General features: G+C 72.2%; 19 protein-coding genes. 16 read left to right on the top strand and 3 right to left on the bottom strand.

Going from position 1 to position 22,339, the window contains the following annotated elements; genetic code table 11:
* The first annotated feature begins 70 nt into the window (after positions 1-70).
* From OG607_RS12360 to OG607_RS12320, 9 genes are all read left to right on the top strand, one after another.
* Entirely contained in the window at positions 71-1,597 is a 1,527-nt protein-coding gene (locus OG607_RS12360) for a PucR family transcriptional regulator (protein WP_405722492.1), read from the top strand.
* Positions 1,598-1,725: 128 nt separating this feature from the next.
* On the top strand, positions 1,726-3,186 hold the full coding sequence (locus OG607_RS12355) for an aldehyde dehydrogenase family protein (protein WP_405736709.1): 1,461 nt from the start codon (positions 1,726-1,728) through the stop codon (positions 3,184-3,186).
* 164 nt (positions 3,187-3,350) lie between these two features.
* The gene (locus OG607_RS12350; protein WP_405722490.1) at positions 3,351-5,264 is read left to right on the top strand and encodes an acyl-CoA dehydrogenase family protein; all 1,914 of its coding nucleotides are present in this window, start codon (positions 3,351-3,353) and stop codon (positions 5,262-5,264) included.
* Between the two features lie 50 nt (positions 5,265-5,314).
* Complete coding sequence (gene dxr, locus OG607_RS12345; protein WP_405722487.1) at positions 5,315-6,580, top strand: 1-deoxy-D-xylulose-5-phosphate reductoisomerase; 1,266 nt, start codon at positions 5,315-5,317, stop codon at positions 6,578-6,580.
* A complete protein-coding gene (locus tag OG607_RS12340) occupies positions 6,577-7,902 on the top strand; it encodes a M50 family metallopeptidase (protein WP_405722485.1) in 1,326 nt (441 codons plus the stop codon). The genes dxr and OG607_RS12340 overlap by 4 nt, the downstream gene beginning before the upstream one ends.
* A gap of 99 nt (positions 7,903-8,001) precedes the next feature.
* A complete protein-coding gene (gene ispG, locus OG607_RS12335; RefSeq protein WP_405722483.1) occupies positions 8,002-9,156 on the top strand; it encodes a flavodoxin-dependent (E)-4-hydroxy-3-methylbut-2-enyl-diphosphate synthase in 1,155 nt (384 codons plus the stop codon).
* 257 nt (positions 9,157-9,413) lie between these two features.
* Entirely contained in the window at positions 9,414-10,259 is an 846-nt protein-coding gene (locus OG607_RS12330) for a GNAT family N-acetyltransferase (protein ID WP_405722481.1), read from the top strand.
* Positions 10,260-10,273: 14 nt separating this feature from the next.
* Positions 10,274-10,807, top strand: a complete 534-nt coding sequence (locus OG607_RS12325) for a GNAT family N-acetyltransferase (protein ID WP_405722479.1) — start codon at positions 10,274-10,276, stop codon at positions 10,805-10,807.
* A gap of 72 nt (positions 10,808-10,879) precedes the next feature.
* Positions 10,880-12,568 carry a proline--tRNA ligase gene (locus OG607_RS12320; RefSeq protein WP_405722477.1) on the top strand — a complete coding sequence of 563 codons (1,689 nt, stop codon included), beginning with the start codon at positions 10,880-10,882 and terminating at the stop codon, positions 12,566-12,568.
* 138 nt (positions 12,569-12,706) lie between these two features.
* Here the strand turns inward: OG607_RS12320 and OG607_RS12315 are convergent, their stop codons facing one another.
* From OG607_RS12315 to OG607_RS12305, 3 genes are read right to left on the bottom strand one after another with little or no spacing between them, the layout of a single operon-like run.
* A complete protein-coding gene (locus OG607_RS12315) occupies positions 12,707-13,618 on the bottom strand; it encodes an aminoglycoside phosphotransferase family protein (RefSeq protein ID WP_405722476.1) in 912 nt (303 codons plus the stop codon).
* Between the two features lie 19 nt (positions 13,619-13,637).
* Positions 13,638-14,129: a ferritin-like domain-containing protein gene (locus OG607_RS12310; RefSeq protein WP_405722475.1), complete on the bottom strand. Its 492-nt coding sequence runs from the start codon at positions 14,127-14,129 to the stop codon at positions 13,638-13,640.
* Between the two features lie 8 nt (positions 14,130-14,137).
* Positions 14,138-14,623 carry a hypothetical protein gene (locus OG607_RS12305; protein WP_405722473.1) on the bottom strand — a complete coding sequence of 162 codons (486 nt, stop codon included), beginning with the start codon at positions 14,621-14,623 and terminating at the stop codon, positions 14,138-14,140.
* Positions 14,624-15,019: 396 nt separating this feature from the next.
* On the opposite strand from OG607_RS12305, the gene rimP reads away from it, so the two are divergent.
* From rimP to truB, 7 genes are all read left to right on the top strand, one after another.
* Positions 15,020-15,568, top strand: coding sequence for a ribosome maturation factor RimP (gene rimP, locus OG607_RS12300; RefSeq protein WP_405722471.1), 549 nt, complete (start codon positions 15,020-15,022; stop codon positions 15,566-15,568).
* A gap of 2 nt (positions 15,569-15,570) precedes the next feature.
* The gene (gene nusA, locus OG607_RS12295) at positions 15,571-16,566 is read left to right on the top strand and encodes a transcription termination factor NusA (protein ID WP_405722470.1); all 996 of its coding nucleotides are present in this window, start codon (positions 15,571-15,573) and stop codon (positions 16,564-16,566) included.
* Positions 16,567-16,632: 66 nt separating this feature from the next.
* A complete protein-coding gene (locus tag OG607_RS12290) occupies positions 16,633-16,911 on the top strand; it encodes a YlxR family protein (protein ID WP_405722468.1) in 279 nt (92 codons plus the stop codon).
* 157 nt (positions 16,912-17,068) lie between these two features.
* Positions 17,069-20,263, top strand: coding sequence for a translation initiation factor IF-2 (gene infB, locus OG607_RS12285; protein WP_405722465.1), 3,195 nt, complete (start codon positions 17,069-17,071; stop codon positions 20,261-20,263).
* Positions 20,264-20,413: 150 nt separating this feature from the next.
* Positions 20,414-20,710 carry a DUF503 domain-containing protein gene (locus tag OG607_RS12280; RefSeq protein ID WP_329311782.1) on the top strand — a complete coding sequence of 99 codons (297 nt, stop codon included), beginning with the start codon at positions 20,414-20,416 and terminating at the stop codon, positions 20,708-20,710.
* Between the two features lie 14 nt (positions 20,711-20,724).
* Complete coding sequence (gene rbfA / locus OG607_RS12275) at positions 20,725-21,195, top strand: 30S ribosome-binding factor RbfA (RefSeq protein ID WP_405722462.1); 471 nt, start codon at positions 20,725-20,727, stop codon at positions 21,193-21,195.
* Entirely contained in the window at positions 21,192-22,058 is an 867-nt protein-coding gene (gene truB, locus OG607_RS12270; protein WP_405722460.1) for a tRNA pseudouridine(55) synthase TruB, read from the top strand. The genes rbfA and truB overlap by 4 nt, the downstream gene beginning before the upstream one ends.
* Positions 22,059-22,339: the final 281 nt, after the last annotated feature.

The following is a 22,339-nucleotide window of genomic DNA, read 5'->3' as shown; positions in this document are numbered from 1 at the left end:
AGGGCCTAGCTACCGCCTGTACGGTGAGGCAGAATCGGGACGGACCCCACTCCACCCTGGAGAAAACGCCGTGCCCCCCACCCTCGCCTCCCTGCTGCGCAGCCCGGCGCTCAAGCTGACCGTCCTCGCCGGAGGCGACCGGCTTCAGGCGCCCGTCCGCTGGGTGCACACCAGCGAGCTGGACGACCCGGGTCCGTACCTCGAGGGCGGCGAGCTGCTGCTGACGACCGGGATGAAGCTGGAGGCCGAGGACGCGGCCGGGCTGGACGCGTACGTACGCAGGCTCTCGGGCGCCGGGGTCGTCGGCCTGGGCTTCGGGGTCGGGGTGAGCCACGACGCCGTACCGGGGCCACTGGTCGCCGCGGCGGCCGAGCACGGGCTGCCGTTGCTGGAGGTGCCGCGCCGGACGCCGTTCATCGCCATCAGCAAGGCCGTGTCGGCGGCCATCGCGGCCGAGGACTACCACGCGGTGACCGCGGGCTTCGAGGCGCAGCGCGACCTGACCAGGGCGGCGCTCGCGCCGGACGGCACGGGCGCCCTGCTGGCCCGGCTCGCGGCCCACCTGGACGGCTGGGCGGCCCTGTACGACCCGTCCGGGGCGGTGCTGGTCTCGGCGCCGGAGTGGGCGGGGCGGCGGGCGGCCCGGCTGGCCGGGGAGATCGACCGGCTGCGCGACAAGCCAGCCCCGGCGAGCGCGGCCGTGGCGGGACCGGCGGGGACGGAGGACCGGGTCGAGCTGCAGTCGCTGGGCACGGGCCGCCGCCCGCGCGGCTATCTGGCCGTCGGGACCGAGGAGCGGCTCGACACGCAGGCCCGCTACATCGTGCACGCCGCCGTGGCCCTGCTCACGCTCTCGCTGGAGCAGTCGCGCGCGCAGCAGGACACCGGGCAGCGGCTGGGCGCGGCGCTGCTGCGCATGCTGCTCGCCGGTGAGCCCGAGCACGCCCGCTCGGTCGCGGGACGCCTGTACGGGGACCTGCTGGACGTCCCGGTCCGGATCCTGGTCGCGGAGGGGGCCGCCGAGACGGTCACCCTTCTCGCGGAACGCGTGGACACGGCTGCCGCGCGCGCCGCCGAGCCCGTCCTCGCCGTCCGCGACGGCGACCGTCTCACCATCCTCGCCGCCGAGGCCGGCGCGGTCCTCCCCGTGTGCGCGGACCTCGCCGAGACCGACGAAGCCCTCTTCGCGGGCCTGTCCGCCGCGGCCCCCGGACCCGGCGACGTACCGGCCGCCCATGCGCAGGCCGAGCGCGCCCTCGCGGTCGCCCGCCGCGGCGGGCGCAGCCTGGTCGAGTACGACGAGGTCGGCTCCGGCTCCGTCCTGCCCCTCCTCGGCGACGACGCCGTCCGCGCATTCGCCGAGGGCCTGCTGCGCCCCCTGCGCGAGCACGACGCCCACGCCCGCGGCGACCTCGTCGCCTCCCTCCAGGCCTGGCTCTCCCGCCACGGCCAGTGGGACGCGGCCGCCGCCGACCTCGGGGTCCACCGGCACACGCTGCGCTACCGGATTCGGCGGGTCGAGGAGATCCTCGGCCGTTCGCTGGACGACCCGGATGTGCGGATGGAGCTGTGGCTGGCCCTGAAGGCCACCGGCTGAGCTGGCCAATTCGTAGCGGAACGCCGGTACGTCACTCCGCCGTGGACAACAGCCCGCGCGGGCGGCACGACCTACCGTGGTGCCGACGCAGCGCATGAGCAGGGACGACCAGGAAGGGCGTGACCCCCGTGACCACCGCCACCCCCACCCCCACCGCGTTTTGGCTGGCCGGCCGGCCGGCCACCGGCGAGGACAGCTTCGACGTCACGAACGCGTGGGACGGCCGGGTCGTCGCCGCCGTCAGCGTGCCGACCGACGCGCAGGTGGAGGAGGCCGTGGCGGCCGCCCGGGCCGCCGAGGCCGCGTTCGCGGCGACCCCGGCGCACGTACGGTCCGCCGCGCTGGACCATGTGGCGAAGCGGCTCGGCGAGCGGGCCGAGGAGATCGCGCGGCTGATCAGCGCCGAGAACGGCAAGCCGGTGAAGTGGGCGCGCGGCGAGGTCGGGCGCGCGGTGTCGGTGTTCCGGTGGGCGTCGGAGGAGGCCCGGCGGTTCAACAGCGGTGAGGCGCAGAGGCTGGACACCGACGCGGGCGGGGTGGGCCGGCTGGCGCTGACCCGGCGGTTCCCGCGCGGCAGTGTGCTGGGCATCGCGCCGTTCAACTTCCCGCTGAACCTGGTGGCGCACAAGGTCGCCCCGGCGATCGCGGTCGGCGCGCCGATCATCCTCAAGCCCGCCCCGGCGACGCCGCTGTCGGCACTGGTCCTCGGCGAGATCCTCGCGGAGACCGAGGGCCTTCCGGCCGGCTCGTGGAGCGTGCTGCCGGTGCCGAACGACCGGATGCCCGCCCTCGTACAGGACGAGCGGCTGCCGGTGATCTCCTTCACGGGCTCGGACAAGGTCGGCTACTCGATCATGGATTCCGTGCCGCGCAAGCACGTCACCCTGGAACTGGGCGGCAACGCCGCGGCCGTCGTCCTGGCCGACTGGTCCTCCGAGGAGGACCTGGAGTGGGCCGCGACCCGCATCGCGACCTTCGCCAACTACCAGGGCGGCCAGTCCTGCATCTCCGTGCAGCGGGTGATCGCCGACGCGTCCGTCTACGACCGCCTCGCCGAGAAGGTCGTCGCCAAGGTGCGCGCCCAGGTCACCGGCGACCCGGCCGACGACGCCACCGATGTCGGCCCGCTGGTCGACGTCCGCGCCGCCGAGCGGGTCGAGTCCTGGGTCGACGACGCCGTCACCAAGGGCGCCAAGCTCCTCACCGGCGGCACCCGCGAGGGCGCCTCCTACGCGCCCACCGTCCTCGCCGAGGTCCCGGGCGACGCGATCGTGGCCACCGAGGAGGTCTTCGGCCCGGTGCTGTCCCTTCAGAAGGTGGACGGCACGGACGAGGCGTTCGCCGCCGTCAACGAGTCCCGCTTCGGCCTGCAGAGCGGCGTGTTCACCCACGACCTGCAGACCGCCTTCCGCGCGCACCGCGAGCTCCAGGTCGGCGGCGTCATCATCGGCGACGCCCCCTCCTACCGCGCCGACCAGATGCCGTACGGCGGCGTCAAGGACTCCGGCGTCGGCCGCGAGGGCGTGAAGTACGCGATGGAGGACTACACGTACGAGCGGGTGCTGGTCCTGACGGGCCTGGCGCTGTAGGAACACCCAGCCACCCTCACCGGCGGCCGGGCGCATGTGCGGTGCGCCCGGCCGCGTCCTTCCGGTTTCCGGCCTGCGCGTGCGCGAAGTCTGGCGGACCTGCCTGATACGGGGTACATACGGACAAGTAGCACCGACCGGTAGCCGGAAAGGTGGCTCTCTTCATGTCCACGCCTGCCCCCACCCCCCAGCAGGTCTCCGCGAGCGAGGCGCGCGCGGTCGCCGAGGCAGCCCGAGAACAGGACTGGCGCAAGCCCAGCTTCGCCAAGGAACTGTTCCTGGGCCGCTTCCGGCTCGACCTGATCCACCCGCACCCCATGCCCGCGCCGGACGACGTCGAGCGCGGTGAGGCCTTCCTGGCCAAGCTGCGTGACTTCTGCGAGACGATCGACACCGCCCGCATCGAGCGCGAGGCGAAGATCCCCGACGAGGTCGTCAACGGGCTCAAGAAGCTCGGCGCCCTCGGCATGAAGATCGACACCAAGTACGGGGGTCTCGGCCTCACCCAGGTGTACTACAACAAGGCCCTGGCCCTGGTCGGCTCCGCGAACCCCGCTCTCGGCGCGCTGCTGTCCGCCCATCAGTCGATCGGCGTACCGCAGCCGCTCAAGCTTTTCGGCACCCCGGAGCAGAAGGAGAAGTTCCTGCCGCGCTGCGCGCGCACGGACATCTCCGCCTTCCTGCTCACCGAGCCCGACGTCGGCTCCGACCCGGCCCGCCTGGCCACCTCCGCGGTCCCGACCGAGGACGGCTCGGAGTACGTCCTGGACGGCGTCAAGCTCTGGACCACCAACGGCGTGGTCGCCGACCTCCTCGTCGTCATGGCCAGGGTCCCCAAGTCAGAGGGCCACAAGGGCGGCATCACCGCCTTCGTCGTCGAGAGCGACGCGGACGGCGTCACCGTGGAGAACCGCAACGCCTTCATGGGCCTGCGCGGCCTGGAGAACGGCGTCACCCGCTTCCACCAGGTCCGGGTCCCGGCCGACAACCGCATCGGTCCCGAGGGCGCGGGGCTGAAGATCGCGCTCACCACCCTCAACACCGGCCGCCTGTCGCTCCCGGCGATGTGTGTCGGCGCGGGCAAGTGGTGCCTGAAGATCGCCCGTGAGTGGTCCGCCGTACGCGAGCAGTGGGGTGCGCCGATCGCGAAGCACGAGGCCGTCGGCTCCAAGATCGCCTTCATCGCGGCCACCACCTTCGCCCTCGAAGCCGTCCTCGACCTCTCCTCCCAGATGGCCGACGAGAACCGCAACGACATCCGTATCGAGGCCGCCCTCGCCAAGCTCTACGGCAGCGAGATGGCCTGGCTCATGGCGGACGAGCTGGTCCAGATCCGCGGCGGCCGCGGCTTCGAGACAGCCGAATCCCTCGCCGCGCGCGGCGAGCGCGCCGTCCCGGCCGAGCAGATCCTGCGCGACCTGCGCATCAACCGCATCTTCGAGGGCTCCACCGAGATCATGCACTTGCTCATCGCCCGCGAGGCCGTCGACGCCCACCTCTCCGTCGCCGGCGACCTCATCGACCCCGCCAAATCGCTCGGCGACAAGGCCCGCGCCGGCGCCAAGGCAGGCGGCTTCTACGCCCGCTGGCTGCCCAAGCTCGTCGCCGGCCCCGGCCAGCTCCCGCGCTCCTACGCCGAGTTCGGCGACCTCGCCGGCCATCTGCGCTACGTGGAACGCGGCTCGCGCAAGCTGGCCCGCTCCACCTTCTACGCGATGTCCCGGTGGCAGGGCCGCATGGAGACCAAGCAGGGCTTCCTCGGCCGCATCGTCGACATCGGCGCCGAGCTCTTCGCCATGAGCGCCGCCTGCGTACGCGCCGACATGCTCGGCACACCGGCCGCCCGCCGGCTCGCCGATGCCTTCTGCCGCCAGTCCCGGATCCGCGTCGAGGAACTCTTCGGCCGCCTGTGGACCAACACCGACGCCATCGACGCCCGCGTCGTGGACGGCGTCCTCGGCGGTGCCTACACCTGGCTCGAAGAGGGCATCGTCGATCCCTCCGGCGAGGGGCCGTGGATCGCGGACGCCACGCCAGGGCCGTCCAAGGCGGAGAACGTCCACCGGCCCATCCGCTGAGCGACGACCCGGCCGGTCCCGCCGCCAGCGGGACCGGCCACAATGGAGGGATGACGGACTCTCTCGCCGACCCGCATCTCCGCCTCCCCGGTCACACCCCGACCGACGGCCGCCGGGACATAGTGATCCTCGGCTCGACCGGATCGATCGGCACCCAGGCCATCGACGTCGTGCTGCGCAACCCCGACCGCTTCCGGGTGGTGGCCCTGTCCGCCGCCGGCGGCCGCGTCGGGCTGCTCGCCGAGCAGGCGCACAGGCTGGGCGTACGGGCCGTGGGAGTCGCCGACGAGCAGGCGGCCGGGCCGCTGCGCGAGGCACTCACGGCGCGGTACGGAAGCGAGCCGCTGCCGGAGATCCTGGCCGGGCCGGACGCGGCGACGGAGCTGGCGCGGTCGCAGTGTCACTCGGTGCTCAACGGGATCACCGGGTCGATCGGACTGCGGCCGACGCTGGCGGCGCTGGAGGCGGACCGGATCCTGATCCTGGCCAACAAGGAGTCGCTGATCGTCGGCGGGCCGCTGGTGAAGGCCGTGGCGAAGCCCGGGCAGATCGTGCCGGTGGACTCCGAGCACTCGGCGCTGTTCCAGGCGCTGATGGGCGGCACCCGCAGCGAGGTCCGCAAGCTGGTGGTCACCGCCTCCGGGGGCCCCTTCCGGGGGCGTACCAAGGAGGAGCTGGCCGGGGTCACCCCGGAGCAGGCGCTCGCGCACCCGACCTGGGACATGGGGCCGGTGGTCACGATCAACTCGGCGACGCTGGTGAACAAGGGCCTGGAGGTCATCGAGGCCCATCTGCTCTACGACATTCCCTTCGATCGCATTGAGGTCGTCGTCCATCCGCAGTCGTATATCCACTCGATGGTGGAATTCACTGACGGCTCCACGCTGGCCCAGGTCAGCCCGCCCGACATGCGGATGCCGATCGCGCTGGGCCTCGGCTGGCCCGAGCGTGTGCCGGACGCCGCACCGGGCTGCGACTGGACCAAGGCCGCGACCTGGACCTTCTTCCCGCTCGACGACGAGGCCTTCCCGTCGGTGGCGCTCGCCCGCCATGTCGGTAGCCTCGGGGGCACCGCGCCCGCGGTGTTCAACGCGGCCAACGAGGAGTGCGTCGACGCGTTCCTGAACGGCCGCTTGCCGTTCACCGGGATCGTGGACACCGTCGCGGCGGTGGTGGAGGAGCATGGCACGCCGGTGGCGGGAACTCCGCTCACCGTCGAGGACGTCCTCGAAGCGGAGACCTGGGCACGGGCACGGGCACGCGAACTGGCAGCACAGCAGGCACAGCAGGCGACTACGGAGGCTGCAGGCGTATGACGGCACTCATGACGGTTATCGGGATCGTCGTATTCTTCTTCGGCCTCCTGATCTCCATCGCCTGGCACGAGCTCGGCCACCTCTCCACCGCCAAGCTCTTCAAGATCCGCGTGCCGCAGTACATGGTCGGCTTCGGCCCGACCCTGTGGTCCCGGCACAAGGGGGAGACCGAGTACGGCGTCAAGTGGATCCCGCTCGGCGGCTACATCCGCATGATCGGGATGTTCCCGCCCGGGGACGACGGCCGGGTGACGGCACGGTCCACCTCGCCCTGGCGCGGCATGATCGAGGACGCCCGCGCGGCGTCGTACGAGGAGATCAAGCCGGGCGACGAGGACCGGCTGTTCTACACGCGCAAGCCGTGGAAGCGCGTCATCGTCATGTTCGCCGGGCCGTTCATGAACCTGATCCTGGCCTTCGTGCTGTTCCTGCTGGTCCTGATGGGCTTCGGCCAGGCGACCCAGACCACCACCGTCAGCCAGGTCTCGGACTGCGTCATCTCGCAGTCCGACGAGGCGGCGCTGAAGGCCAAGAACCCCTGCGCCAGCAACAAGTACGCCGAGTCGCCGGCCAAGAAGGCCGGACTGCTGGCGGGCGACCGGATCATCTCCTTCAACGGCACTTCGGTCGACATCACCCAGTGGTCCGTGCTCCAGGAGCAGATCCGCAAGACCACCGGCCCGGCGACCATCACCGTCCTGCGCAAGGGGCAGACGGTGACCCTGCACGCCGACCTGATCAAGAACAAGGTCACCAAGACCGACGGCAACGGCGGCTACGCCGAGGGCGAGTACGTGACGGCCGGGTTCCTCGGCTTCACCCCCGCCAACGAGGTCGTACAGCTCGGATTCGGCCAGTCCATCGACCGGATGGGCGACATGGCCCAAAGCGGCGTCGAATCGCTCGCCGCCCTGCCGTCCAAGGTCCCCGACCTGTGGAACGCGGTCTTCAACGGCGCCGAGCGCAAACAGGACTCCCCGGTCGGCATGATCGGCGCGGCCCGCATCGGCGGCGACGTCCTGGCCATGCACATCCCGGCCACCCAGCGGATCGCCTTCTTCCTGAGCCTGCTCGCCGGGATCAACCTCTCCCTCTTCCTGTTCAACATGCTCCCGCTGCTCCCGCTCGACGGCGGGCACATCGCGGGCGCGCTGTGGGAGTCCGTACGCCGCAACATCGCCAAGGTCTTCCGGCGGCCCGACCCCGGCCCCTTCGACGTGGCCAAGCTGATGCCGGTCGCCTATGTCATCGCCGGAATTTTCATCTGCTTCACCGCCCTGGTGATGGCCGCGGATCTCATCAATCCGGTGCGTTTGACCTAGCCGTGGGTCAGGTGCGTGGGCCGGGTGCCGTAATCTCGGTAAGCGGAGCCCGCCCACGCCGCCGGGACCTCGATCCACACTCTTGGGGACTGCACGCACATGACCGCGATTTCGCTCGGGATCCCGTCCGTTCCGATCAAGCTCGCCGACCGCCGACCGAGCCGCAAGATCCAGGTCGGATCGGTGGCCGTCGGCGGCGACGCACCGGTCTCCGTCCAGTCCATGACCACGACCGTCACCGCGGACATCGGCGCCACCCTCCAGCAGATCGCCGAGCTCACCGCCTCCGGCTGCCAGATCGTGCGCGTCGCCTGCCCGACGCAGGACGACGCGGACGCGCTCGCCACAATCGCCAGGAAGTCGCAGATCCCGGTGATCGCGGACATCCACTTCCAGCCGAAGTACGTCTTCGCCGCGATCGACGCGGGCTGCGCGGCGGTCCGGGTCAACCCCGGCAACATCAAGCAGTTCGACGACAAGGTCAAGGAGATCGCGAAGGCCGCCGCCGCGGCCGGCACCCCGATCCGGATCGGCGTCAACGCCGGCTCCCTGGACAAGCGGCTGCTCGCGAAGTACGGCAAGGCCACCCCCGAGGCGCTGGTGGAGTCCGCGCTGTGGGAGTGCTCACTGTTCGAGGAGCACGGCTTCCGCGACATCAAGATCTCCGTCAAGCACAACGACCCGGTCGTCATGGTCAACGCCTACCGGCAGCTCGCCGCCCAGTGCGACTACCCGCTGCACCTGGGCGTCACCGAGGCCGGTCCCGCCTTCCAGGGCACCATCAAGTCGGCCGTCGCCTTCGGCGCGCTGCTCAGCGAGGGCATCGGCGACACGATCCGGGTCTCGCTGTCCGCCCCTCCGGCGGAGGAGGTCAAGGTGGGCCTGCAGATCCTGGAGTCCCTCAACCTCAAGCAGCGCCGCCTGGAGATCGTCTCCTGCCCGTCGTGCGGGCGGGCCCAGGTCGACGTCTACAAGCTCGCCGACCAGGTCACCGCCGGTCTGGAGGGCATGGAGGTCCCGCTGCGCGTCGCCGTCATGGGCTGCGTCGTCAACGGCCCCGGCGAGGCCCGCGAGGCCGACCTCGGCGTCGCCTCCGGCAACGGCAAGGGCCAGATCTTCGTCAAGGGCGAGGTCATCAAGACCGTCCCCGAGTCCAAGATCGTCGAGACGCTCATCGAAGAGGCCATGAAGCTCGCCGAGCAGATGGAAGCGGATGGCGTCATGTCCGGCGAGCCCCAGGTCAGCATCAGCTAGGCGCTCGGTCCGAGCCCGGTGCCCACGGCGCGCGCCCGTGGTGGGCTGGTCGCGCAGTTCCCCGCGCCCCTGATGGCCTCGTTCGCGGTTCGCCCGCGCCCGAAGGGGCGCGGGGAACTGCGCGACCAGCCACAGGCGGCCCGCAGATGCAGGCGACCACGGCGGGGACGGGGCAACGGGGGCGCGCGGTCCGCCCCCGCGGAGGTAAAGTGCGGGGACTTGCTACCGCTGCGGCCCGTACGGTGAGGCGCCCAACCGTGTTGACGACGACCACCACGAGAGTCCTGGAGCCCGGCGATCTCGAAGCCGCCCTGGAGGTGCTGGGCCGCGACCCGGTCGCCAACGCCTTCGTCGCGTCGCGGGTGAACGTGGCGGGCCTGGACCCGTGGCGGCTCGGCGGTGAGATGTGGGGCTGGTACGCGGGCGGACGGCTGACCTCGCTCTGCTACGCCGGGGCCAACCTCGTCCCCATCTGCGCCGTGCCCGAGGCGATCCGGGCCTTCGCCGAGCGCGCCCGCCGTACCGGCCGCCGCTGCTCGTCCATCGTCGGCCCGGCCGGGCCCACCGCCGAGCTGTGGTCCCTGCTGGAGCCGAGCTGGGGCCCGGCCCGCGAAGTCCGCGCCCGCCAGCCGCTGATGGTCACCCGCTCGCTCCCCGCCGACATAGCGCCCGACCCGCACGTCCGCCGGGTCCGGCGCGACGAGATCGACGTGATCATGCCGGCCTGCGTCGCGATGTTCACCGAAGAGGTCGGCGTGTCCCCGCTCGCCGGCGACGGCGGCCTGCTCTACCAGGCCCGCGTCGCCGAACTCGTCACCACCGGGCGGTCCTTCGCCCGCATAGAGGACGGCCGGGTGGTCTTCAAGGCCGAGATCGGTGCGGTCACCCGGCACGCCTGCCAGATCCAGGGCGTCTGGGTCGCCCCCGAACACCGCGGCCGGGGCCTGAGCGAGACCGGGATGTCCGCGGTACTCCACTACGCGCTGCGCGACGTCGCGCCGGTCGTCAGCCTCTACGTCAACGACTACAACACCCCGGCCCGCGCCGCGTATCACCGCGTCGGCTTCACCGAGGTCGGCGCGTTCATGAGCGTGCTGTTCTAGTAGTGTCCCCGCCCATGGATGACGTGGTGATCGCCCCGGTCGATCTCGCCGCCCGGGTCGACGACGCCCTGGCCGTGCAGGCCGTCGCCTTCGGGCTCGGCGACGACGAGATCGCCATCCGCCGCCAGATCGTGCTCCGGCACCTCACCTACCCCGGCGTACGCGCCCTGGCCGCCATCGCGCCCGGCGACCGGCTGGTCGGCTTCGTCTACGGGATGCCCAACAGCCGCTCCCACTGGTGGTCGACCGTAGTCGAGCCCTACATGCGCCGGACCGGCACCGACGACTGGCTCGACGACTCCTTCACCATCACCGAGCTCCACGTCCACCCCCGCTTCCAGGGCCGCGGCCTCGGCCGCGGGCTGATCACCACCATCACCGACGCCGCCGCCCAGCCGCGCAGCATCCTGTCCGCCATCGACACCGAGAGCCGCGCCCGCCGCCTCTACCGGGCGCTCGGCTACGCCGACCTGGCCCGCCCCGTGCACTTCCCGAGCGCCGCGAGCCCGTACGCGGTGATGGGCGCCGTACTGCCGCTGCGCCGGTAACGGATAGGCTTTCCGGCAATCCCCCGGCACCTACCTGGCACCGCCAACTGGCACCGCCCCCTGGAGAACACCATGGTCCTGCGCATGTCCCGTCTGATGCTCAAGACGCTGCGCGACGACCCGGCCGACGCCGAGACCGCGAGCCACAAGCTCCTGGTCCGCGCCGGGTACGTCCGCCGCACCTCCGCGGGGATGTGGGCCTGGCTGCCGCTGGGCAAGCGGGTGCTGGAGAACGTCTCGCGCGTCATCCGCGAGGAGATGGACGCCATCGGCGGCCAGGAGGTCCTGCTGCCCGCGCTGCTGCCGCGCGAGCCCTACGAGGCGACGGGCCGCTGGTCGGAGTACGGCGATCTGCTGTTCCGCCTGACCGACCGCAAGGGCGCGGACTATCTGCTCGGGCCGACGCACGAGGAGATCTTCACCCTGACGGTCAAGGACCAGTGCTCGTCCTACAAGGACCTGCCGGTGATCCTCTACCAGATCCAGACCAAGTTCCGCGACGAGGCCCGGCCCCGCTCCGGCGTGCTGCGCGGCCGCGAGTTCCAGATGAAGGACTCGTACTCCTTCGACACCACGGACGAGGGCCTCGCCGAGGCCTACCGCCTCCACCGCGAGGCCTACATCCGGATTTTCCGGCGGCTCGGCTTCGACTTCCGGATCGTCTCCGCCGTCTCCGGCGCGATGGGCGGCTCCGCGTCCGAGGAGTTCCTCGCCCCGGCCGGGGCGGGCGAGGACACCTTCGCCGACTGCCCGGCCTGCGACTTCGCGGCCAACACGGAGGCGGTCACGACCGCCGTGGTGGCGGCCGACGGCTCCGCGCACGGCCCCGTCGAGATCCTCGACACCCCCGACACCCCGACGATCGAGACGCTCGCCGCGCACCTGGGCGTCCCGGCCTCGGCCACCCTGAAGAACCTGCTGGTGAAGATCGACGGCAAGATCACCGCTGTCGGTGTCCCCGGCGACCGCGAGGTCGACCTCGGCAAGCTCGGCGAGCACCTCGCCCCGGCCGTCGTCGAGTTGGTCACCGCCGAGGACTTCGCAGCGCGGCCCGACCTCGTCAAGGGCTACGTCGGCCCCCAGGGACTGTCCGGCGTCCCCTTCATCGCCGACCCGCGCATCGCCCCCGGCACGGCCTGGATCACCGGGGCCAACGCCCCCGGCAAGCACGCCCGCAGTGTCGTCGCCGGCCGGGACTTCGAGGTCGACCGCCACCTGGACGTCGTCGTCGTCCGCCCCGGTGACCCCTGCCCCGTCTGCGGCGCGGGTCTGCGGCTCGACCGCGCCATCGAGGTCGGCCACATCTTCCAGCTCGGACGTAAATATGCGGACGCCTTCGAGCTCGATGTCCTCGGCCAGAACGGCAAGCCGGTGCGGGTCACGATGGGTTCGTACGGCATCGGGGTCTCCCGCGCCGTCGCCGCTCTCGCCGAGCAGACGCACGACGCCCAGGGCCTGTGCTGGCCGCGCGAGATCGCCCCGGCGGACGTGCACGTGGTCGCGGCCGGCAAGGCCCTCCAGACCGAACTCGCCCTCGAACTCGCGGACAAGCTGCACGCGGCCGGCGTACGGGTGCTCGTCGACGACCGCGCCGGGGTCTCGCCCGGCGTCAAGTTCACCGACGCCGAGCTCATCGGGGTCCCGACGATCCTCGTCGTCGGCCGCCGGGCCGCCGAGGGCGTCGTCGAGCTCAAGGACCGCCGCACCGGCGAGCGCGAGGACCTGCCGGTCGACGAGGCCCTGGCCCGGCTGGCCCGCTGACCCGTGGGTTGGGGGCAGTCGTCCCGCTGGGCGGGACGCCTGCCCCCAACCCGGGCCTGCGGTACCCCCGGCACGACGGACGGAGTCCGGCGCAGCGGCTCGAAGCCAGCGAAGCGCCCGCGAGAGGCGCGTCAAGGATCAGAGCCAGCCGGCGAATTCGAGCAGGAGTTCCGCCGGGGCGTGGTCGCCTACGGACAGGCTCCAGACGCCGGCTTCGACGGCTCGGAAGAGGGCCCAGGCGCGGAGGCGCTCGCGGTCGAGGTCGAGGGAGTCGGCGAGCTTGGTGACGCGGCGGCGGGCGGCGGACTCGGCGCCGGGGGAGGCGGCGAGGGTGTCGAGGCGGTCGCGGACGAGCCAGGCGAGGTCGTAGGCGGGGTCGCCGACGAGGGGTTTGGGGTCGATGGCGAGCCAGGGCGTGCGGTCGGCGGCGAGGACGTTGCCGTGGTGGTAGTCGCCGTGCAGCAGCACGTCCGTGACGGGCTCGGAGAGCGCGCGCTCCCGCGCGTCGAGCGCTTCGTCGATCAGTTGGCGGACGTCGGCCGCCCACGCCTGCTCGCGCCGGGCGCGCAGCGTGGTGGTGAGCCGGGCCGTGTGGTCGGCGACCGAGTCGAAGGGGTGGTCGTCGCCCGGCGGCACCCACAGCCGCTGGAGGAGGGCGGAAGCCTCCAGCATGGCCTTCTGCTCGGGCAGTGACCGCAGGGAGACGTCACCCTGCAGTCGCTCCAGGAGCAGGACGCCGTCCGCCGGATCGGCGTCGAGCAGACGCACCGCGCCGCGGCCGTCCCAGCGGGCGAGGGCGGCGTGTTCGTGCCGGGTCTCGGCGTTGACCATGCCGGCCTTGAGGACGGCGGGCGTGCCGTCGGCCCGCCGGACGAGCACGATCATGCTGATGTGGCCGCCCGGGTTGAAGACCCGCTCGGCCCGCAGCTCCCACCGCCCGAGGTGGTCCGCGACGCGTCCGGGGAGGGCTTCGAGCCAGGCTCGGCCGGCCTCGCCCTCCCAGGCGCTGACGGTGCGGACCAGTCGCTCCGGCGGCTGAAGTTGCGTCATCGTGGCTGTCTTCCCTCCATCAGGCCGGGGACGGGGACGGGGTCGGGGACGGGGCCACGGCCGACGGCGAGGCCGATACCGGGTCCGCCGCCCGTTCGGCCAGCCCCGGGAAGGCTACGCTCTCGCCCCGCCAGCGGACAGCCCGGACAGCGGCCTCGCGCAGCCACCCGGCCGCGTCCCGCCGCAGGTCCGCGGTGGCGGCGCGGACCAGGTCGGCGTAGACGGCCGCGACCCGGTCCTCCAGGTCCGCCGCCAGGCGTACGGCCGCCGCGGAGCCCGGCACCGCGAAGGGCAGCGTGTAGGCGGCCGCCGCCGCGACCGGCGTGCCGCCGAGGTCGGTGGCCGTACGGCGCAGGGTGTCGCGCCGGGCGCGGTGGGCGTCGTACGCCGCGCGCGCCTCGGCCTCGCGGGCGGCCGAGATGCGGGCGCCGACGACGCCGTAGCCGTAGACGGCGGCATGCTCGGCGGCGAGTGCGGCCTGCACGGCCGCGAGCGGCTTCTGCTCTGCCATGCGGGTGTTCAGCCTTCCTTGAGCAGAGTCACGTGCGCGGCGCCGGCCGCCGCCACCGAGGCCAGCAGCCGGGCCAGCTCCGGCGGCGCGTCCAGCAGCGCGGTGGTGCGGGCGTCCGCGAGCGACTTCTCCGCGGAGGCGAGGGCCGCGACGGTGTCCGCGGCGGTGGTGGGCGCCTCGGGCGAGGCGGACACCGGGTGCTCCTGCGCGCCGAACGCCTGCGCGTGCCGGGCGACATCGTCCCGCAGCGGTTCGAGCAGCCGGGCGAGTGCGGGGTGCGCGGCGAGGGCGGCGTCGTACAGGGCCAGCAGCCGTACGCTGTCGCGGCCTGCGGTCGCGCGCAGCGCGGCGCCGTCGGGCGAGGCGGCGCGCGTCGTCGCGCCGACCTTGCGCACGGCGGGTTCGGAGCAGCCACCGAGCAGCGCGGCGGCGGCCGCTGGCATGGCGAGCAGGGCGCGCCTGCGTGGGCCCGCCGGATTCGTTGCGCTGATCATCACAGGTGAGCGTACCTGCGCCCCGCCCTCGTGGGTGGTTGCGGGTGCGCGAGGGCCTGTCTTGTGGATCTCCGTGGCGTCGCGTGCCCTGGCACCAGCGCTCGCGGCCTTGTCGTCGGTCGACAACGTCCCCCAGCTAGACGCTGGGAGGTGCCCCCACCGCGTTGCCTCCCTCCTCCGTCTTGCGACCGCAGGCACCGCAGAGACATCAGCCGCTGGCGCGGCGGGCACCGCTCCTTCTCCCACGGAGATCCACAAGACAGGCCCTGGGCCATCGGCGGGCACGCGGGTGGCCGAAAGGCCCGAATCGCGGTCGCGCTGCCGGAACCGATAGGCTTTGGGCCGACACGCGACGTTCCCCACTACAACAGCACACGCGGCCGAGGAGTCACCCGGATGAGCACCACCCAGAGCGAGAGGCTGCGCGGGCTGCTGGAGCCGCTCGCCGCCAAGGCGGGACTGGATCTGGAAGAGGTCAGGGTGACGTCGGCCGGCAAGCGCCGGCAGCTGCTGGTCGTGGTGGATTCCGACGAGGGCGTGCAGCTGGACGCGGTGGCGGAGCTGAGCCGGGAGATCTCGCAGGCGCTGGACGCCTCGGACGCGATGGGCGACGGGGAGTACCTGCTGGAGGTCAGCTCACCGGGGCTGGACCGGCCGCTGACCGAGCCGCGGCACTTCCGCCGCAACGAGGGCCGGCTGGTCAAGTTCACGCTGAGCGCCGGGGGCGACCTGGTCGCGCGGATGCTCGCGGTGGACGAAGAAGGGATCGATCTGGAGATCCCGGGGGTCAAGGGGCGCAAGCCCAAGCCGGGACGGATCACGTTCCCGGAGATCACCCGCGCGCGCATCGAGATCGAGTTCAACCGCAAGGACATGGAAGACGACGGCGCGGAGGACACGGCTGACGCCGGCACCGACGGCGACGAGAGCACTGAGGAGGCGTAGTCGTGGACATCGACATGAGTGCCCTGCGGGGACTGGTACGGGAGAAGGAGATCTCGTTCGACCTCCTGGTCGAGGCGATCGAGTCGGCTCTCCTCATCGCGTACCACCGGGAGCCGGGCAGCCGCCGGAACGCCCGGGTGGAGCTGGACCGCACCAACGGCCATGTGACCGTGTGGGCGAAGGAAGAGGCGTCGGAGACCCCGGACGGGGAGGCGCCGCGCGAGTTCGACGACACCCCGGGCGGCTTCGGGCGGATCGCGGCCACGACGGCCAAGCAGGTCATCCTGCAGCGGCTGCGGGACGCGGAGGACGAGATCACCTTCGGTGAGTTCGCCGGCCGCGAGGGCGACATCGTCACGGGCATCGTCCAGCAGGGCAAGGACCCCAAGAACGTGCTGGTCGACATCGGCCGGCTGGAGGCGATCCTGCCGGTGCAGGAGCAGGTGCCGGGCGAGGAGTACAAGCACGGCATCCGGCTGCGCTCGTACGTCGTCCGGGTGGCCAAGGGCGTACGCGGCCCTTCGGTGACGCTGTCCCGCACACACCCGAACCTGGTGAAGAAGCTCTTCGCGCTCGAGGTGCCGGAGATCGCGGACGGGTCGGTGGAGATCTCGGCGATCGCGCGCGAGGCCGGGCACCGTACGAAGATCGCGGTGCGGTCGACGCGGTCCGGGCTGAACGCCAAGGGCGCCTGCATCGGCCCGATGGGCGCCCGGGTGCGGGCGGTCATGGCGGAGCTGCACGGCGAGAAGATCGACATCGTCGACTGGTCGGACGACCCCGCGGAGATGGTGGCGAACGCGCTGTCACCCGCACGGGTGAGCAAGGTCGAGGTCGTGGACCTGGGCGCGAGGTCGGCCCGGGTGACGGTGCCGGACTACCAGCTGTCGCTGGCGATCGGCAAGGAGGGCCAGAACGCCCGCTTGGCCGCGCGGCTGACCGGCTGGCGGATCGACATCCGGCCGGACACCGAGCAGGCCGACCAGTCCGGGCAGTAACCATCGAATAACCGTGCGTCGAATAACCCGAAGGGGTGAGACCGGCGCGGGGAGGTAGACTTAACAGTGTCTGGCCGGACGCACAGCCCTGCATGCCCGGAGCGCACCTGCATCGGTTGCCGGGAGCGAACGGCCAAGAAGGATCTGCTGCGTGTGGTGGTGATCGGGGATGAACTGGTCCCTGATGATCGCGGTACGCTGCCCGGTCGGGGTGCCTATGTGCACCCTGCCACCGCCTGTCTCGACCTGGCGGTCCGCCGCCGGGCGTTCCCACGGGCCCTACGGGTCCAGGGGACGCTCGAAACCGCGGACTTGCGACGGCACGTCGAGCAGGCAACACCGTAAGAGAGCACGGAACGCACGGATACACCGTGCGGTCAGGTACCCCGCGAGTTGGAAGTAGGTCGAGATTGCGATGAGCACTCGATGAGCACGCGATGAGTACGCCCATGAAGTAGCGACGGTCCGGCGGACGACCACCCCGGACCTCAGAAGGAGCGAAGTGGCTAAGGTCCGGGTATACGAACTCGCCAAGGAGTTCGGAGTTGAGAGCAAGGTCGTCATGGCCAAGCTCCAAGAACTTGGCGAATTCGTCCGTTCGGCGTCCTCGACGATCGAGGCGCCGGTTGTTCGCAAGCTGACTGACGCATTGCAGGGTCCTGGCGGCGGTTCCGCCGGCAAGCCCTCTGCTGCCAAGCCCGGGGCTCCGCGCCCCGCAAGGCCGGGCGCCCCCACTCCGGGCGCGCCGGCTCGTCCTGCTGCCCCGGGCCCCAAGCCCGCGGCCGCCTCACCCGTCACCCCGGCGGCCGGTCCGCGTCCCGCGGGCTCCGCGCCCGCCCCGGGCCCGCGTCCGGGTCCCAAGCCGGCCCCGGCGGCTCCCGCCGCCCCGGTCACCCCGGCTCCGGCTCCGGCTCCGGCCGCGCAGGCTCCGGCTCCGGCCAGGCCCGCCCCGGTCACCCCGGTGCCGCAGGCGGAGTTCTCCGCCCCGGCTCCGGCGCAGCCCTCGGCGCCCTCCGCGCCGTCCGCCCCGCGCTCCGGCGCGACCCCCGGTCCGCGTCCGGCCCGTCCGGCCCCGGCCGGCGGCCAGCAGGGCGGCGACCGCCGCGAAGGCGGCCGTCCCGGCCAGGGCGCCCCGCGCCCCGGCGGCGCTCGTCCGGCGGGTCCCCGTCCGGGCAACAACCCGTTCACGTCCTCCGGCTCCACCGGTATGCAGCGCCCCGGTGGCGCCCCGCGTCCCGGCGGCGACCGTCGTGACGGCGGCGCTCCCGGCGAGCGTCCCCCGCGTCCCGGCGGCCAGGGTGCTCCCGGCGGTATGCCCCGTCCCGGTGGCGCCCGTCCCGGTGCCGGTGGCCCCGGCGGCGCTCCGCGTCCCGGTGGTGCCCCGCGTCCGGGCGGCGACCGTCCGAGCCCCGGCGGCATGCCCCGTCCGCAGTCCTCGGGCCCGCGTCCCAACCCGGGCATGATGCCGCAGCGTCCCGCTGCCGGCGGTGCCCCCGGTCGTCCCGGCGGCGGCCCCGGCGGCCGTCCCGGCGGTCCGGGCGCGCGTCCCGGCGGTCCCGGTGGCGGCGGTGCCGGTCGTCCCGGCGGCGGTGGCGGCGGCTTCGCCGGCCGTCCCGGCGGTGGCGGTGGCGGCGGCGGTCGTCCCGGTGGCGGCGGCGGCTTCGGCGGCCCCCGTCCGGGTGGCGGCGCTCCCGGCGGTGGCGGTGGCTTCGGTCCCCGTCCCGGCGGCTTCGGCGGCCGTCCCGGCGGCCCGGGTGCCCGTGGTGGCACGCAGGGTGCCTTCGGCCGTGGCCCCGGTGGCCGTCCGGCCCGTGGGCGCAAGAGCAAGCGTCAGAGGCGCCAGGAGTACGAGGCCATGCAGGCCCCGTCCGTGGGCGGCGTGCTGCTGCCCCGTGGCAACGGTGCCGCTGTGCGCCTGCGCCGTGGCTCCTCGCTGACCGACTTCGCCGAGAAGATCGGCGCCAACCCGGCGTCGCTCGTCCAGGTGATGCTCAACCTCGGCGAGATGGTCACCGCGACGCAGTCCGTGTCCGACGACACGCTGCAGCTGCTGGCGACCGAGATGAACTACGTCCTGGAGATCGTCAGCCCGGAGGAGGAGGACCGCGAGCTGCTCGAGTCCTTCGACATCGAGTTCGGCGAGGACGAGGGCGGCGAGGAAGCACTCGTCTCCCGTCCGCCGGTCGTGACCGTCATGGGTCACGTCGACCACGGTAAGACCCGCCTGCTCGACGCGATCCGCAAGACCAATGTGGTCGCGGGCGAGGCCGGTGGCATCACCCAGCACATCGGTGCCTACCAGGTCGCTGCCGAGGTCAACGGCGAAGAGCGCAAGATCACCTTCATCGACACCCCGGGCCACGAGGCGTTCACCGCCATGCGTGCCCGTGGTGCCAAGTCCACCGACATCGCGATCCTGGTGGTCGCGGCCAACGACGGCGTGATGCCGCAGACGATCGAGGCGCTCAACCACGCCAAGGCCGCCGGCGTCCCGATCGTGGTCGCGGTCAACAAGATCGACGTCGAGGGCGCGGACCCGGTGAAGGTGCGCGGTCAGCTGACCGAGTTCGGCCTGGTGGCCGAGGAGTACGGCGGCGACACCATGTTCGTCGACATCTCCGCCAAGCAGGGCCTGCACATCGACAGCCTGCTGGAGGCCGTGGTCCTCACCGCCGACGCCTCGCTCGACCTGCGGGCCAACCCGGAGCAGGACGCACAGGGCATCGCCATCGAGGCCCACCTCGACCGCGGCCGCGGCGCCGTGGCCACCGTGCTCGTCCAGCGCGGCACCCTGCGGGTCGGCGACACGATGGTCGTCGGCGACGCGTACGGCCGTGTCCGGGCCATGCTCGACGACAACGGCAACAACGTCGAAGAGGCCACCCCCTCGACCCCGGTCCTGGTGCTCGGTCTGACCAACGTGCCGGGCGCCGGCGACAACTTCCTGGTTGTCGACGAGGACCGCACGGCCCGTCAGATCGCCGAGAAGCGCGCGGCGCGCGAGCGCAACGCGGCCTTCGCCCGCAAGGGCGTCCGGTTCTCCCTGGAGAACCTGGACGAGGCGCTCAAGGCCGGCGAGGTGCAGCAGCTCAACCTCATCATCAAGGGCGACGCGTCCGGTTCGGTGGAGGCTCTCGAGTCCTCGCTGCTCCAGCTCGACGTCGGCGACGAGGTCGACATCCGCATCCTGCACCGCGGTGTGGGTGCGGTCACCGAGTCCGACATCAACCTGGCGGCGGGTTCCGACGCCATCGTGATCGGCTTCAACGTGCGCGCCGAAGGCCGCGCCACGCAGATGGCCGACCGCGAGGGTGTCGACATCCGCTACTACTCGGTGATCTACCAGGCCATCGAGGAGATCGAGGCGGCCCTCAAGGGTCTGCTCAAGCCGGAGTACGAGGAGGTGGAGCTCGGCACCGCCGAGATCCGCGAGATCTTCCGCTCCAGCAAGCTCGGCAACATCGCCGGTGTCCTCATCCGCTCCGGCGAGGTCAAGCGCAACACCAAGGCGCGCCTCATCCGTGACGGCAAGGTCATCGCGGAGAGCCTCAACATCGAGGGTCTGCGCCGCTTCAAGGACGACGTCACCGAGATTCGTGAGGGTTACGAGGGCGGTATCAACCTCGGCAACTTCAACGACATCAAGATCGACGACGTCATCGCGACGTACGAGATGCGCGAGAAGTCGCGCGGCTGATCCAGCCCGCAGCTTCAGGCCGCAGTTTCAGGCCGGGGCCGGTCGGCGGAGTAAATTCCGTCGATCGGCCCCGGCCGTTGCCCGTACTGTTGTGATTGCAGTTCATGCTGTTCACGACGAGGCCTCACAGGGCGGCTTGCCCTGATGCCCATGTATGTAGGGACACTGTCCTTCGACCTGCTTCTCGGCGACGTACGGTCGCTGAAGGAGAAGCGATCCGTCGTCCGCCCGATAGTCGCCGAGCTGCACCGCAGGTTCTCGGTGAGCGTGGCGGAGATCGACGGTCAGGATCTGTACCGTCGCGCCGAGATCGGCGTGGCGGTGGTGTCCGGGGACCTCGGGCACATCAAGGACGTACTCGACCGGTGCGAGCGCTGGATGGCCGCCCGGCCCGAGGTGGACCTGCTGTCGGTTCGGCACAGGCTCCACGGCGACGAAGACGAGTAGAGAGAAGAGCACGCATGACCGACACCGCGCGGGCGCGCAAGCTGGCGGACCGCATCCGGGTCGTGGTCGCCGAGACCCTCCAGCGCCGGATCAAGGATCCGCGCCTGGGGTACGTCACGATCACCGACACCCGGGTCACCGGTGACCTGCGGGAGGCGACCGTCTTCTACACGGTCTTCGGCTCCGACGAGGAGCGGGCCGCCTCGGCGGCCGCCCTGGAGAGCGCCAAGGGCGTTCTGCGCTCCGAGGTCGGACGGCAGACCGGGGTGCGCTTCACCCCGACCCTGACGTTCGTCGCCGACGCGATCCCCGAGAACGCGCGCACGATCGAGGACCTGCTGGCCAAGGCCCGCTCGATCGACGAAGAGGTGCGCAAGGTCGCCACCGACAAGACCTACGCCGGCGACGCGGACCCGTACCGCAAGCCGGAGGACGACGACGACCTCGTCGACGACGAGGACGAAGAAGAGGACGACAAGGCATGAAGGACGGCCTTGTCATCGTCGACAAGCCGGCCGGCCTGACCTCGCACGGCGTCGTGTCCCGCATGCGCCGACTCGCCGGAACCCGGCGGGTCGGCCATGCCGGCACGCTCGATCCGATGGCGACCGGTGTCCTGGTCATCGGTGTCGAGAAGGCCACCCGGCTCCTCGGCCACCTCGCCCTCACCCGTAAGGAGTACGTCGCCACGATCCGGCTCGGCCAGACCACGGTCACGGACGACGCCGAGGGGGAGGTCACGGCGACCGCTTCGGCGGACGCGGTCACCCGGGAGGCGGTGGACGCCGGGATCTCCGAGCTGACGGGTGACATCCTCCAGGTCCCGTCCAAGGTCAGCGCCATCAAGGTCAACGGCGTACGGTCCTATGCGCGGGTGCGCGGCGGCGAGGACTTCGAGCTGCCCGCCCGGCCGGTCACGGTCTCCTCCTTCACCGTCCAGGACCTGCGGCGCGAGGGCGACCTCGTCGACCTCGACGTCACCGTCGAGTGCTCCTCCGGCACCTACATCAGGGCCCTCGCCCGCGACCTCGGCGCCGGCCTCGGCACCGGCGGCCACCTCACCGCTCTGCGGCGCACCCGGGTGGGGCCGTACGGGATCGGCCTGGCCCGCACGCTGGAGCAGCTCGAGGACTCCCTCGACATCCTGCCGATCGGCGATGCCGCTGCCGCGGCGTTCCCCCGGTGGGACGTCGACGCGGAGCAGGCGGGGCTGCTCTCGCACGGCCGGCGGCTGCCGGCACCCGGCCTGGGCGCCGGCCCGACGGCCGTGTTCGGTCCGGACGACCGTTTCCTGGCGTTGGTGGAAGGCAAGGACGGCGAGTCGAAGATCCTCGCCAACTTCGCCTGACGGGCTGGCCGTTGGCTGCGGTGGGAGGTGCTTCCCCCACCCTGCCCCTTCCCGACCCCAGCCGATTTGCGGCTGGCGCCGCGTGGGGGGGCTCCGCCCCCGGACCCCCGGTCCTCAATCGCTCGGACGGGCTGAAAAATCAGCCCAGCCGAGCGCAGCGAAAACGCATCGATACCGTCCAGCGCGGGCCCGCCCTCCCCCTTGCGACCGGCCCGCGCCGCACGATTCCCCTCCTCCGCTTGTCCCTATCCACATGCCGGGGGCAATTCACCCCATCGGAC

Source organism: Streptomyces sp. NBC_01537, from assembly GCF_045040445.1.
In the GTDB taxonomy this organism is placed as follows: domain Bacteria; phylum Actinomycetota; class Actinomycetes; order Streptomycetales; family Streptomycetaceae; genus Actinacidiphila.
Note: the sequence above shows the minus strand (reverse complement) of the source record. Positions and strands in the feature narration are given on the sequence as shown.